This window comes from Flavobacterium orientale, assembly GCF_014638005.1.
Taxonomy (GTDB): Bacteria; Bacteroidota; Bacteroidia; order Flavobacteriales; family Flavobacteriaceae; genus Flavobacterium; species Flavobacterium orientale.
In genome coordinates, this window is sequence record NZ_BMFG01000005.1 from 234181 (window position 1) to 248980 (window position 14800).

Genomic DNA, 14800 nt, shown 5'->3' on the forward strand with positions numbered 1-14800 from the left:
GATATTGTGCTCGAACGAGCTGGGGATAAGCTTTGTGTTACTTGGATTATGGGATCCTTCCTTCGTCAGGATGACAAACTGGGGGTGATTTGCTTTGTGTGACTTTTTCAAATTACAAAATCCTTAACTTAATGATATTGTGCTCGAACGAGCTGGGGATAAGCTTTGTGTTACTTGGATTATGGGATCCTTCCTTCGTCAGGATGACAAACTGGAGGTGATTTGCTTTGTGTGACTTTTTCAAATTACAAAATCCTTAACTTAATGGCATTTTGCTCGGTCTAACGATAGGAATACATTACAAATTATATCATAAAAGGACATGATTTTGTATGACCTCCATCACTAAAACAAAAAACCCGGTTCCCCGGGTTTTTCATAAACAAAACTATTCTTTTAAAACCCCAATCCAACTGCCATAGCCGTCACTCCTACTGAGAAGTTAGACACTAAAGTTGCAGCTCCGCTTGTTAAATTAATGCTGTAAACCCCTCGGTTGCCATTTACGGTAAACAAACCAAATGCCATGTTGCTTGTTCCGCCAATGTCAAAACCATTGTCTGCTTGAATGTTGATTCCTAACGGACCAACCGGCACTAAAACACCATCGTTAGGTGGGTTTTGTGTATATAACATGTTCGTTTCTGAGTCCACCACATACAAAAGTGTGGTAGTTGCCGAAGCCACATTGTTTGTGTACGCCGCACCTGTAATGCTTGGCATTCCCGGATTCAAATTGCCGTCAGTTGCTGCAACAGTACCTAAATCAGGATGCAATCTCAGGTTTTGACCCGTGTTGCTCACCAATCGAATGCGGTCTACCGTTGGGTTAAAATCAAAACCAAAAGTCGTCCCCATCAAAGCCGGAGTTAACGTTGCACCCACTTGAGCCGTTTGACCGTTTGACGTATTAATCGTAAGCAATCTACTTTGATTCGTAATCGCATATAGCATTCCTTTTGCCGGACGGAAATCCAAACCAACAATCATTTCGCCTGTACCTAAGCCGGCAATATCTACTTGATTAGACATACCGTTCGTAGGATTAAAACGCACCAATTTATTATCTGCTGTTGTAGCAAACGCAACAGGATTCGTTTTGAAAGCCAAACTAATTACCGCTTGACCAAACGTTCCTACCCAACTTGCTTTTCCTGACATTAAATTAATAGTGTACAAACGAGAATCATTGTTATTAAACGTTACCGCTAATGCCACTGAATTATCAGGACTAATATCAAAATCACCCATTCCGGCAAAGTCAACCGTAAGGTCGCCCACCAATTCCAATCCACCATCATTAGGCGGCGATTGAATGTAAAGCTTGTCTTCTTCAAAATCAATATCATACAATTGCGTTGCTGTAGCTCCGGCCATACTGTTGGTGTATGCCACCGCTCCAATTCGCGGATTCATGCCTCCGTTTATAGAACCATCCGTAGCCACGACTGTACCCAATTCCGGGTGCAAACGCAAGTTTTGTCCCGACTCCGTTACCAAACGAATGCGGTCCACCGTTGGGTTAAAATCAATAGAAGCATTTGCTCCGGAAACTACAGGATTCAAAGGCATATCGCTCAAAGCGGTAGCCACTCCCGAAGTCTCATGAATAAAATACAAACGCCCTGTACTTCCCAAACCATACAATTGGCCGGTTGCAGGTCGGTAATCAATACTTGTAATCATCTCACCCGATTGCACCCCTGTAATGGTCACGGTACTCATCGGACTGTTTAAACTTTGTGCGTTATAAAACGCCAATTGGTTGTTGTTGGTCAACGCCGTAAAATTGACATCCGGAGCCATGCCAGGCATATCCGGATTGTTAGTAGGTTGTGAATCATCGTCGCTACAAGCAACAAAAGCTAAACCTACCATTGTGGTAAGTAGCATTCTTCGAACTGCTGTGAATTTGTTAGTTTTCATGTTACAAAAATTATATGTTTCCTTTACGTACGAAGTTTTTTAGTTTATGGATGTATTAGTTCAAAAAAAAGTTGGAAATAACAAAGTATTTTATTGTTTTTCAGTTATTTAAATTATAAAGTTTTTTTGATTTCTATGATCAATAGTTTAAAAGAAAATAGGAATATAAATAACTTTGAACTAATTGAAATTTGTATAATTTTGAAAACAGCTAACACCAAACTATATCTAATGAAAAGTCTACTAAGAATTTTTACAATCGTCCTTACCCTATCACTAACCAGTTGCAACAAACCAACCCCTTCCGAAGAACAACCCATACCCGAAACAGACACCTACAACCAATGGGTTTATATCACCATTGAAACTGTATTAACAAGAGACACCACCACCTATTTCTATTACGGAAAAATAAACGATCAAGTAATGAAACGACTAAATAAGGGTAACGAAACCGGACATTTCACCCTAAAAGACATCCGTTACCTTGACAATGATGACCTTTTAGAACTCTATGAAGATGAATTCACAACAGGAGATCTTATCTTCAGAGTACAAGATATTGCCAGAATTCAACTGCTAAAAAAAGACCCGATTTATTTTTACGACATTAAAGAATTATCAGCAAATGCCCTGCGGCTTTCCAAACAAAAAAGAAAACCGGTAAAAAAGGAATAATAGGGATGTTCAAGTAGGATTTTAGTTTGATACTGGCATAGATTGCAGACATGAGCGAGACGCTCGAGTAAAATATCGAAAGTCCTGATTTTGAATTAAAACACGTTCCAATAGATATAGTGCACTGTCACGGCTTTAAGTGAACGACCTAATAGCTGTTATTAACTTAACGCAATTATCAACACTATCAAATAAAACAAACTTCCGGCTGACAAAAGTAAAACTTGCTTTACGTCTTTTTTTGAATTTCCGGCTTTTCCATAAAAAATTTGATTTCCGGTAAATTTTGACAAGAACAAAAAAACAATAGGAGCTAAAAAGAATAGTGCTAAACTACTATCCCAGAAACTATTTGAGTTTTCTTTTTCCGACGAATTCCTACTTTCCTTTTGATTCATAGTTTCTTTTTTTACAAGGCTTCCGCCATAATATTTTTGGTTAGGTGCTAGATATATTCGTCAACAATTTAAAATACATCAAATGCTATTCTTTTTACTATCTATAAATGGGCTTTTCATCAGATAAAGGAAAGTCTGCTTTTCTTCCGGTTCAAATTCTTTTAATCCATATTTCATTTCTTCAACAGAAAGTAGCTTAAACGTGCCAAATATTCTATCCCAGATAATAAAAATATCCGCAAAATTTGAATCCGTATAAAATTGTTCTTGATGATGATGAACTCTATGATGGTCAGGCATTACAAAAATAAGTCCGAATGTACTGTTCAACCATTTAGGGTAATTCAGGTTAGAGTGTTCAAGAAAGAAGAAAATATAAATTATAAAATAGTATAATGCCATTGAAGTTACATCTGTTCCAAATATTCCCGCAGTAACTATATTTCCGGTTTGATAGATGAGGATAAGCTCTAAAGGATGAAATCTAAAAGTTGTAGAAGAATCCATTGTTGTATCGCTATGATGAACCCTATGTAGCCTCCATAACCATGGTATTTTATGAGAGGCTCTATGTATCCAGTACGTAGTAAAGTCATAAAGAACAACACTCAAAAATAGCTTTGTCCAAAATGGAAGTGCAACTAAATATAGCAAACCAATTTCCTTGGTGTTCAACCACTCAATACAATAAACCTGTATTGCAACGAAAAATAGGTTCAGAACTATCAATACGATTTGAAAAAGAATATTTTGAAACAAATGATTCCCCCGCTTTTTGAAAGAAAAAGGGGTTCCGGACACTTGCTCCAATGTGAAGAAAACAGCAAGCAATCCGATAATACTATAATTCGGATTTATATCCAAAATCGTCTCTAAAATTTCCATAATGCTTTGCTTTATTTTTAAAAATTCAATTCTTATTTTCAAAAATCAACATACACCTGCTCCCCAAAATCCTCCCATTACCACTTTGCTCTCCTTTGTTTCCTCCCCAATTCACAAAACTTTGGAATCATTATTGCTTTATCAAATCCAACGAAACATTAGCTATTTCTACCAATCTTTTATTCCTAAAAGTTCCTTCATTCGCTCATTATATCTGAACAGAATTCTATGTTCAGCCAAAGTTCCGTACATTTTTTCAGGATACTCAATTTTGAATCCAAATTTTTCAGATTTTGATTTCAATTGTTCAATAAAATCATTTACGTAAGTAATCCCATTTCCAAGTAAATATCTTTTATTTCCTGCAAAAAAGTCCTGTTCCGCTTTTTTAGTATTGAATTTGTTATAGAATGCAGGTGCCATTGTAGAGTCAATAGTAGTAGAGATATGATAGTCGTAAATTTCTAATTTAAGACTGTCCTTTTTTCCAAATCCATCAAGGAAAAGAAATTCTTCTCTCAAGTATTTTGATTCAGGATTTACAGTTATGCTACAATAATCAAAATATTGCTTTGGAATAGTAAAAATCCCGAGAGCATCAGTTTTTAATCGAGTAGTATCTTTTTTATTCGTAATTAAAATACTGTGTTCCCTTTTGTTGAAATATGCAAGAGTAGCGTCAGTCGTTGATTCGGTAATTTTGTCATTCGTATCTCTGTATTTAACAACCTTTACAATTCCGACTTTCGTTTCCTGTGCAACTAGGTTTTGGAGTGCTCCAAATGTTAGAATTAGCATTATATATCTCAAATGTCGCTTCATATAAATTGGTGATTACTACAAAACACCCTCAAATATAACCAACTTTCCATCACCCTCAAAACCCCCATCCGGTTTATCATTGCAAGCGACGTCGAAGACTGGATTTTATCCCGCCTAGGCGGAATGAACCTCCTACGCAGTAGGCAGTACAACCATTAAGCAGTAACACACTGCCCACACTCCAACCCATCAAACACCCAAATCCAATAAAGCAGTAAACCGCAACATAAAAGAGCAAGAAATAAAAAGTATGCTTTTTTAGTTAATACTATAGACCATACTCCTAACATTAAAACAAGTAAAAACAAAAAAACAAATCCCAAAAAAATAAAATCAATCACATCCGTATGAGCATTAACCGAATGCACTGCAATAGGCAAAAGCAAAAGTTCAAAAACAAAATGCAACGCCAATAAAAAAGCAAGGATAGCGAAAAAATAAAATCTTTTAAATGACTTCATGGTTTTATTTCGATTGGTTATATAGTTTAAAAGACATAGATTATGGCTGGTGTTGTCGTTAGTTTTCTTTACATTTCATTGTGAGAAAAAATCAGTTTAAATTCCGATGCGTTCTCTATAAAATCATTTAAGTCCGTGTTTTTGTCAGCCTTATTATTCTTTAATGATAGAAAGAAAACTGAATGACCTCCTCCAAATATTTTTACAGTAGTAGCCCATATGACAAATTTTCTTTCCGTTCTTTTATCTAACTCTGGGAGGTGCTTAAAGTTAAGAATTGCTAAACTGCCTTTGCCATTATTCCAGAGCTTGGTTTTTAATGTGTCACCATCAATCTTATTTATATAAACTCTGCTGTCAGCATATGGGTTAATTTTCATTGGCTCATAAAACATTTCCCCCGTTAATTTTCCTTTTCCAAAAAGGTCATCACAATAAAAATCACCTGAACATAAGGTCAATACTGTATTCGATTTATAAGTTGATTGTAAAGAATCCAATTTCACATTTCGAGTCTCGATATTTTTAAATTCGGTTCGTTCTGAAAATGCTCGTTTAGCACGACGTAATTCAGTCCGTTGATATTTTTTTAATTCTTTTGAAGTATCGATATATTCCGATTCCGATTGAGCATTCGCATTTAACGATGCTGAAATCACAATTATTAATGTTAGTAGAATTTTCATTTTTAAATTAACCACAACGTTACGTATAAGAGCAGTAGTGGATTTCAAGACGATTGCCTGTCCGACACCACAAAGTTTATTAAATGCACAAACCTTGAATTTGCCACTTCCCCCGCTATTGTTCTTATACAATGTTGGCAACCGTATTTATTTAGCAATTATTACTTCGAAATATTTCATCTCATATTTAAAATCACTTCCGACATTTAAAATCTTTCCTCCATATTCCAAAGAATCATAAGGCTGCATTTCTGTAATCTTAATTTCGAGAGTTAGCTTTCTTCTGTGTTTATTTATAATTTTTCCTTTAATTACGTAATCATAATCTTCATCGGTACAATTCTTACAAGCAGAATAATGAGTACTTATTCTTTTTTCCGATGTATCTAATCCAAATGGTATTTTTACAATGTCTCCTATACTTAAATCTTTGAAATCATTTTTATTTGTTTTTCCGAATTCCTTTAATTCTCTACTAATTCTGTCTAAATCTGGCTTGTATGCTTTAAAATCTCTATCGTAACAGATATTGTTATTTTCAAAAAGTCCATTCTTTACAGCGTCTGAATGTATGCTAGGCAAATTGTCAAATCTGTTCTTACGAAGTCTATCAATTTTTCTTGAGGTCATAAAGTCATAAATAACATCATACATCAATACAACTTCAATTGTATCACAATCTTTCTTCAAACTAATATCAGTCCACTCCATGCCTAAGTATCGAAGCAACAAACTCTCCGTTTCTTGTGGAATACTAATTTTAAACCGACCATCCATATCCGTTTTTCCAAGGAGTACACTATCAGAGTTTCTAATATCTAACATTGGTAATGATTCTAAGTCCTCAGAAAGCACACGCCCAATTATAGTACGGGTTTGTCCAATGACATTCAAGTTAAAAAAGAGTACAGTCAATATTAATATTACCGAAATTTTCATTTTTGCAGGATGTTCCTATATGGTTGCCAACGTCTTGAGGTTTGCAACAGTTGCGACTATTAATCACCTCCGATACCAAATATAAAACTCCTTTTTGAATTTTTGCAAAAATTCGGGAAAAACCCAAACCTTACAATTGTTGCAAACTGCTATTCGCGGTAGTTTTTATTATATCGTATTCTATATGTTCTTACTATATTCTCCAACTCTCTGTGTGTTATATTCAGAGAGTCAATTTCAATCTTTTCAAACTCTTCTTCATCATAAAAGTAAGTCAGGTAGGATTTTGCAGATTTACCATAACCTTCTTGAACCACTTCCTCAACTTCTATATTTGACCAGTCTCTAAATTCAACGTTTTTTGTTTGGATTCCTGTCGAGTCAATTATTATTTGTGGTTTCTTGTTAATTGCTTTTCGGGATTGTTTTATTGTGCTGTAAATTCCAATTACAGCCATAATTGCTCCCAAAATATATTGTTTGTTTTCTCCTTTAGTGAATAAATAAATACCAAAACCAATTATTAAAACTGAAATTACAAGTTCAAAATAAATATACGCTTTTGAATAGTGAATTTCCATTTTTGGCGGAAGTGAATAATCTTCTCTGTATTCATCTTCTTGATCAAATTTCTTTTCTAGTTCTTTGAGTTTTCTTTTATTCTCAGTATTTCTAATTTCCGTTTTTTCGAAAATATTTCCATCATTCCAAATCAGTTTTTCTTGAATTGCTCTTTTCTTTAACTCGTGAACATTTCTAACATTTTCAAAAGCCCAAATTCTCCATTTGGTAATCATAAAACTCCAAATTAACCAAGCTAATACAAAACCAACTACGAAAGCAATACCAACTCCCCATCCAGGAATCAAATTCTGTTCTGATAAATAAAGTGCTAAAGCTGGACAACCAAAAATTGAAATGAATACAGGAACATTTACAATCAAGTGTCCTCTTTTTATTGCTTTATCAACTGATATTTGTTCTCTCATAAAATTTCCAGTTCTGGGGCGGTTTCAAATTACAGCTAACTACCAATCACCCTCAAATATAACCAACTTTCCCTCACCCTCAAAATCCACACCCGGTTTATCATTGCAAGCAACATCGAAGACTAGGTAGCAATCTCTTACAAAGTAGGAAGCATTATTGGCTTATCATCTCAAACGAAACTATATGTATTAGCGATTGTTTTATTATTTCTAACCCAAAAAATGAGATATATCAACTAAATGATTTATGTAATTCTCTAAATGATTTACATGCATAATTTTATAACTTACATTAGCTGAAAAGGGTTCTACATTATCAAAATGATATTTATTTTCAAGATATTCTTCATTATCAATAACATAAATCATTTTTACATTATAAGCTAAACATTTTCTCAGTTTTATATCATCTCTTTCTTTAACCTTTTCAAAAGATTGATTTGCCCATCTTTCGCCTTTTCCTGCAAAATCAACTGGTTTAAAATGTTGAATCCCTTGACATTCAATTGCTAAGTTGTATTCAGGTAAATAAAGGTCCAATGATTGCCTACCTAACCATTTAAACCTCTTTTGTCTTTCATAGTTTACATTCTTTTTATCCAAAATAGAGGTGAGTTCTCTTTCTAATTTAGATTCATTGCAAATCGGGCACCCGCTTTTTTTAGATAAATGATTATTAGGTGTAACCTCAAACTCACCATGTATCAGACAGATAAGACAAACATTCGTCTGCCCATTAATATAATCAACTTTTGAGTAATCATACTTCTCTCCATGCAACTCTTTTGCTTTACAAATAAAAAGATCTTTACCCATTGCTCTATCTTTCGCCATTTGGTCAAAATTACATGTTGGGCAACCATGCCCTTGTAAATGTTGGTTTGCAATTTGTTTAAATATTCCATGAACAGAACAACTAATTTCTACTTTATCAGTAGCATTAAAACACTGACTCATAGAATAGTCATATTTATTTCCATGAACCTTTTTTGCGTTTTTTATAAAATATTCAGTATTGTACTTATTTATTTTAGATTTAGCTATTTCTCTTCCACATTTTCTACACCCACATTTTAGTCTAATGTGATTTTGGGGTATTTGTGTAAACTCACCATGAATAGGGCATATAATACTAATTTTAGAGGTAGTATTTTTCCATTCTACTTTAGAATAATCATATTTATCGCAATGTATTTCCTTAGCTTGGCTAAGAAATGTTTCTAAAGTAGTTAATCTATACTTTCCACGCTTATATTTCCACGCACATTCTGGACATCCGCTACCAGATAAGTGACTCGTAGGTGACTGATAAAACGCTCCATGTTCCGAACATATTATAGAAACTTTTGTGTGGCTACCATTATATTCTACTTTAGAATAATCAAATGTAGTACCATGTATTTTTATTGACTTTTCTATAAATTCAGATGTTCTAATTTGAAGATTTTTACTCATCACATAAATACATTATCGGAATCAGATATCAAAACTTGACTTCTCTCTGTAAACAGTTACCCTCTTACACAACGTGTCCCGGCTTCAAGAAGTGGCGATGAACCAAGACCAAGCCTACACAAATATAACTAAAACTCTAAATTAAAACCTTTTCCATTTCAAATTAATCCCGTACCTCTCCATTTCTTGAAGCTGTTGTGTGCTGTTTTTTTTTAAATTTTAATTTTCATCTTTAATTTAAGCTATATATCCATCTTAATTACTATCTTCTGTAATATTGTCATTATTATCTTCTATATTTATTTCTAAAGTATCTTCTTTACTATCTTTTACTATCTTCTATAACAACATTTCTTATTCTTTAATTTAATGGATTTTTCACATTTTAAAGTTAAATAACTAGTTAGTTATTAACAATATTGATTTTTTATTTTATATAAATATTTATAAATCAATAACATAGAAAAAAACATGAAAAAAACATTGAAAATTGTTAATAACTAAAATTCTTAATTAGTTTTAACTCTGTATATTTGTATAATAAAATCAGAAGTTATGGTAACAGATGAACTTAAAAAGTTATTATTAGAGAAAAAAATAGATTTAATTAAAGAATTAGATGCTATTAACGTTTTATTAGGTCTTGATAATATTTTACTTAAAGAAGAAAAAAGTACTCCTAAATTAGAAACTCGTATATTTTCTTCTGCAGTAAATAATATTTCTAAAAAAATAGAACCTAAAAATGATAACGAGATTTGGAAAGATTATATTCTTAAAGTTATGAAGATAATAGGTGGAAGAATGAAATCTAAAGATATTGCTGATGCTATTTACAATGCAAATCAGAAATATGTAACAAAAGAAAGAGTTTTTAGTGTTACAAGAGATAAGTTAAGTGAATTGGTTAAAGATGAAAAGGTTATTGTCGAAATTGGATTGTCAAGAAAGATTGGAAATATATATGAAGTTATAGATACAATATAAAAAAAGAACTGAAAATCAGTTCTTTAAAATTTTAGATAGAAGCTTTCACATTAGAGAAGCTTAAAAGTGGGAAAAGTGCAATTATATACACTGTAAAAAGAAAAGTATTTCATTTGTATAAATCTCTATTTACTGACCACTTTGGAAGGGAATGTTTACAGCATTCCCTTTTTTCATTTTTCAAAAGTAAAGATATTTTATGAAAAACAATAATTAATTTTATAAAATATAAAATTAATAGATTTAAATTATATCGAATTTATTTGGATTTTCCTCGATAACGTTAAGTTTTAATAAACTAGCACACAACATTTTGCCTTAAGTCAGCAGCTTTTCGATGTGGCGAATTTTTTAGTACAAAACTATCAATACACCACAAAAGTTGATGCGAGGTAGAATGTTCAATTAACCACTTCTCCAGCCATTGAGCAAAACGCCTATTAGCCGCTACCCTTTTTTCTATCTTTCAAATTTATTAGTCACTTTGTCTAGAAAAATGTGTAATTGTTTTTAACAGAAATGCAGTTAAGTCAGTTTCTAATTTATTATACTCTGGTGTCTGAATAAAAGCTTGCCAGCATAGATTTAAAGCCTGACTTTGGTCTGTTGCTAGTCCCAGATTAGTCATCTCTTGAAATAACGCATGGTGATCTGAATAATTTAATGCTGTGGAAAGCTGTGCGTTTGGATTTGCGTCTAAATACGATTTCACTAAGAACTTTTCGGGTGCAGTATATGGATAAAGGAAAAACGAAAAGTCCGAAGGGTGATTATGATATGAAGAATATTTAGGGTCATTTTTATAGTCACCGTCAAACACACAGCAATAACCCATTTTTAATCTCATTTGTGGATAATTTCTTTTGTGCCGTTCATAATCATTTTGAACTTGATTAATAGGTCCAGAAATTATAATGTTTACTAACCTGTCAAAATATTTTTTAGTTCGATTTATTTTTATTAAAATATTTTTGATGATAAATTCAGCTTCCGTGTCTTCGCAATATAGCTGCACTAATGGATAAGCTTTAGAGTCCATTTTTGAAAATGCAGCGTTAATAGAAATTGCAGATATTGTTTCATAAACACCTGTTGGATTAATGTCAATAAACTTTCTAGATTTCTGAGGGAATGATGCCATCAAAGATGGTGAATGGGTAGTAAGAATAAATTGCTTTTTGTGATGCCATGAAATATATTGTATAACGTCTGCTAGCCTTCTCTGAATGTTAGGGTGAATCCCTGCTTCAAGTTCATCAATCAATATTAATGAATCAATAGGAGCTTCGAAAATATCAACTAAAATATTCAAAAGTGACTCTTCGCCTGATGCGGCATTATAACTTGAATAAGACTCGTTTCCAGTTCCAACTGTCGGAGTTATGAGATAGGCAACTTTATTAATATGTGAGCCAATTTTGTGAATTTGAACTGGATTAGCAAGTTCAAAAATATAATTAAATGCTTGTTCTATGTCTGTGTGTAATCTAATTTGAACTGCACTACTAATTTTTCTTATCAAGCTATTTGAAAAATTTCTTGCAGGTAACAGTCTTTCTAAATCAATTAATCTAACTTGTTTATCCCTTATTTGTGCATTTATACGATTTAAATCAGAACTAGCCTTTCCTAAACCTGTCCAAGATTGTTTTGTTGCAGCTCTTTTACCTTCTCCTGTTCGATTATCAATTCCAACACGCCAGAATAATTCATAAGAGTAACTTCTTGTTGCAGATTCATGACTTGTAAAATTTAATACATCTCGCCATGTATGTCTACGAAAATCTGTCTCAGGTTTTGTCGAATCAAATTTCATGAAATTTTCGTGACTACAGGCTATCAAAAGCAATAGACTTGTCTTGCCAATTTTATTCGTTCCAGAAATCACTGTAATAGCATGGTCAAAAGTAAAATCCAAATTACTGACATGTCTAAAGTCATTTACCTTAATTCTATTTAAGAAAAAACGAAAACTATTTTGATTCCCTGAGAATGTTGTAGGGTTATAATAAAGCAAATTATTTTTGGCGGAATTTATATTTTGAAGATTCAGCATACTTTTTTATTTGTCGTTGTGTTTGTGTAGTCATAGGGTTGCAGCTAATAGCTAGAGTTTCGTTGGGCTTGCAAAGCCAACAATGAAATTCTAGCTATTAGCAGTAGCTTTTTTAACTACGTTCTGGTAAAATTGTTGTAGATGATGTTTTTTCAATTGCATTTAAATATTGTCGAGTTATATTGATTCTATTGAGGTCTATCTTTGTGTTAAAAACTCTTTCAGCATTGCTTATCTGAAGCTCAAATGCAGGAGTGTCGTCTATTAAGCCCCATAAATCTGTTACACCTTTAAATCTATTCAAAATCCTTTTCTCTTTAATTTTGTCCCAAGCTAAAATTCCAGCTTTGCCAGCAACTTTTCCCAGGTTTAAATCTTTAATAATCTCACTAGCATTTTGTGTATCCATATAATTGTCAAGAGATTTATCATAACTAGATTCCTTGGCCATGTCTAAAAATCTAAACACAATCCTAGATGTTTTGTCAGTATACTTCTTTACAAGTGTCCCCCAAAATACTTTATAATCCTTAATTGCCTCTATTTGTTCCTTTATAGTTGTTGAACTATTCAATCTAGACTCAAACTTTTCACAGCATAACCTAAAGTCGGTAAAGTCTGCACGGATTTCTTTCATTACCCTTGGTATATCTTCTCTATTTTTTGCTTTTGAAAGAACAATATTTACTAATGGTGGTAGTGCTTGAATTTCTCCACCTATGAATGCTTCTGCGTCCTTAATTTCTTGGCCTTTAATATCACAAATTGTTTTAAATATCTCTTTTGAGATTGCTTTTTTTCTTAGTTCATTAAACTGTTGCTTGTATGTAAAAATAGGTAAAGCATTTTGAACATTATAGTTGGTGATTGAATCATAGAATTTTTTTACCATTTCAAATGGTTTATTGGTAGTTTCTCCAATAATCAATTGAGTTTCACCAAAACCAATTGTTAGTGTTTTTACACTTTCTGTGGGAGTTGCTAAATCAGAAATAACCAATGTTTTTTTTATTCTTTCAAAGTCTCTTTCTTGAAAAGTTTCAATGGCTTTTTGAATGGTTATATTATTCTTTTCTTCAACTTTGTCAACATAAACACATTGCATAATTGGATTTCCAATACCTCCAACTGCATACATATTCTTTGAATCACTAATAAGTTCAAATATTGGTCTACCATTAGGAAATAGCACCTTACTTGTTATTTGAATATGGTCTAGCTCATGTTTTGAGAAAATGAAGTTTGAAGAAAGAACATATGCTTCTATGAAAGCATTTAAATTAAAAAGAGATTCTATGGTTGGTTGTCCATAACCCCCAACTACATAGTCTAATTCGTCAATTAAATACGAAGAAACTATGCAAGTATTATTTTCTATTTTAAATTTTTCTTCAGTCATTTTAAAGTTACTACTAACTTGTTTATACCATCAAATATAAAAAACTTTTTAACCCTTTTCAAAAATTTACCAAGCTTTTTCCCATAAACACCCCCAAAAAACACAAACCAAAAACGGCACAATCAAAAAACTAAAAAATCAATAAATCAAAAAACAATAGAATCAAATAACTAAAAAACAAATAAATCAAAACAACTAAAGAACTAAAAAAACTAAAGAACTAAAAAAACTAAAAAATCCAACCCCAAAACTCAACCACCAACCCGAAACCCGCAACCCGCAACTCGCAATCCCCTCCTCCTGTCTCATCCAAAGACAAATTAAAGTAGTCCTCTAACAGGTTTTACTACCACTTTGCGAGAAACCAAAACCAAAATCTCCCTTAAATTCCAAAACATATTTCACACACCCCTCTAAATCTTTGCGTCACTGCTCCCGATAATTATCGGGATTGCGAGAAACCAACCCTCCCAACTCGACCACCAACCCGTAACCCGCAACTCGAAACCCGCAAACCCGCAAGCAACAACCCCCCAACTGAAAACCAAATAACGACAAACGTCCTGATTTTGCTCCCTTTAGGGCTGGGGCAAACAAAATCAGCCAGCAACAACCCCCCAACTGAAAACCAAATAACAACAAACGTCCTGATTTTGCTCCCTTTAGGGTTGGGGTAAACAAAATCAGCCAACAACAACCCGCAATCCCCTCCCAAGCCACCCCAATTCGCCTTCAAGCCCATTCAATTCCCTTTCAAGCCCAAGCAATTCGTCCACAAGCCTATTCAATTCGCTTCCAAGCCCATCCAATTCTCTTTAAAGCCCAAGCAATTCGCCCCCAAGCTAACCCGATTCGCTCACAAGCCCAAGCGATTCGCTCACAAGCCCATCCAATTCGCTCCAAAGCCCATTCAATTCGCTCCCAAGCCAACCCAATTCGCCCCAAACAACACCACTTTTCACCCTGCTCCTCCCAAAAAACACCCCGTAAATCCCTAAAATTGACCCGTTTAACCCAATTTCTTAAGAAAAATAATCATAAAAATCACTACCATACATCGTGTTTAGTAAAACAATTTGTAATAATTCATCGTTTTTATTAAAAAATTAACAATAAAAA

At 33.3% G+C, this 14800-nt stretch carries 14 protein-coding genes; 2 read left to right on the forward strand and 12 right to left on the reverse strand.

The genetic code is table 11. From position 1 onward, the window contains the following. Positions 1 to 396 precede the first annotated feature (396 nt). On the reverse strand, positions 397 to 1926 hold the full coding sequence (locus IEV15_RS08480; protein WP_188362092.1) for a DUF4394 domain-containing protein: 1530 nt from the start codon (positions 1924 to 1926) through the stop codon (positions 397 to 399). A gap of 231 nt (positions 1927 to 2157) precedes the next feature. On the opposite strand from IEV15_RS08480, the gene IEV15_RS08485 reads away from it, so the two are divergent. Next, the gene (locus tag IEV15_RS08485) at positions 2158 to 2604 is read left to right on the forward strand and encodes a hypothetical protein (protein WP_188362093.1); all 447 of its coding nucleotides are present in this window, start codon (positions 2158 to 2160) and stop codon (positions 2602 to 2604) included. 161 nt (positions 2605 to 2765) lie between these two features. Here the strand turns inward: IEV15_RS08485 and IEV15_RS08490 are convergent, their stop codons facing one another. From IEV15_RS08490 to IEV15_RS08525, 8 genes are all read right to left on the reverse strand, one after another. Then, positions 2766 to 3002, reverse strand: coding sequence for a hypothetical protein (locus IEV15_RS08490; RefSeq protein WP_188362094.1), 237 nt, complete (start codon positions 3000 to 3002; stop codon positions 2766 to 2768). A 78-nt stretch (positions 3003 to 3080) separates the two neighbouring features. Further along, on the reverse strand, positions 3081 to 3887 hold the full coding sequence (locus tag IEV15_RS08495; RefSeq protein ID WP_188362095.1) for a sterol desaturase family protein: 807 nt from the start codon (positions 3885 to 3887) through the stop codon (positions 3081 to 3083). Positions 3888 to 4055: 168 nt separating this feature from the next. Next, on the reverse strand, positions 4056 to 4685 hold the full coding sequence (locus IEV15_RS08500; RefSeq protein ID WP_188362096.1) for a hypothetical protein: 630 nt from the start codon (positions 4683 to 4685) through the stop codon (positions 4056 to 4058). 179 nt (positions 4686 to 4864) lie between these two features. Further along, the gene (locus IEV15_RS08505; RefSeq protein WP_188362097.1) at positions 4865 to 5170 is read right to left on the reverse strand and encodes a hypothetical protein; all 306 of its coding nucleotides are present in this window, start codon (positions 5168 to 5170) and stop codon (positions 4865 to 4867) included. A gap of 68 nt (positions 5171 to 5238) precedes the next feature. Further along, the gene (locus IEV15_RS08510) at positions 5239 to 5856 is read right to left on the reverse strand and encodes a hypothetical protein (protein ID WP_188362098.1); all 618 of its coding nucleotides are present in this window, start codon (positions 5854 to 5856) and stop codon (positions 5239 to 5241) included. Between the two features lie 147 nt (positions 5857 to 6003). Then, complete coding sequence (locus tag IEV15_RS08515; protein WP_188362099.1) at positions 6004 to 6795, reverse strand: hypothetical protein; 792 nt, start codon at positions 6793 to 6795, stop codon at positions 6004 to 6006. 149 nt (positions 6796 to 6944) lie between these two features. Beyond that, positions 6945 to 7784 carry a hypothetical protein gene (locus tag IEV15_RS08520; protein WP_188362100.1) on the reverse strand — a complete coding sequence of 280 codons (840 nt, stop codon included), beginning with the start codon at positions 7782 to 7784 and terminating at the stop codon, positions 6945 to 6947. A gap of 210 nt (positions 7785 to 7994) precedes the next feature. Then, entirely contained in the window at positions 7995 to 9239 is a 1245-nt protein-coding gene (locus tag IEV15_RS08525; protein ID WP_188362101.1) for a DUF723 domain-containing protein, read from the reverse strand. A 555-nt stretch (positions 9240 to 9794) separates the two neighbouring features. On the opposite strand from IEV15_RS08525, the gene IEV15_RS08530 reads away from it, so the two are divergent. After that, entirely contained in the window at positions 9795 to 10226 is a 432-nt protein-coding gene (locus tag IEV15_RS08530) for a hypothetical protein (protein WP_188362102.1), read from the forward strand. A 475-nt stretch (positions 10227 to 10701) separates the two neighbouring features. Here the strand turns inward: IEV15_RS08530 and IEV15_RS08535 are convergent, their stop codons facing one another. The 3 genes from IEV15_RS08535 to IEV15_RS08545 form a co-directional block, all read right to left on the reverse strand. Next, positions 10702 to 12282, reverse strand: coding sequence for an AAA family ATPase (locus IEV15_RS08535; RefSeq protein ID WP_188362103.1), 1581 nt, complete (start codon positions 12280 to 12282; stop codon positions 10702 to 10704). 112 nt (positions 12283 to 12394) lie between these two features. After that, a complete protein-coding gene (locus IEV15_RS08540) occupies positions 12395 to 13681 on the reverse strand; it encodes a hypothetical protein (protein ID WP_188362104.1) in 1287 nt (428 codons plus the stop codon). 780 nt (positions 13682 to 14461) lie between these two features. Next, a complete protein-coding gene (locus tag IEV15_RS08545) occupies positions 14462 to 14626 on the reverse strand; it encodes a hypothetical protein (protein ID WP_188362105.1) in 165 nt (54 codons plus the stop codon). Positions 14627 to 14800: the final 174 nt, after the last annotated feature.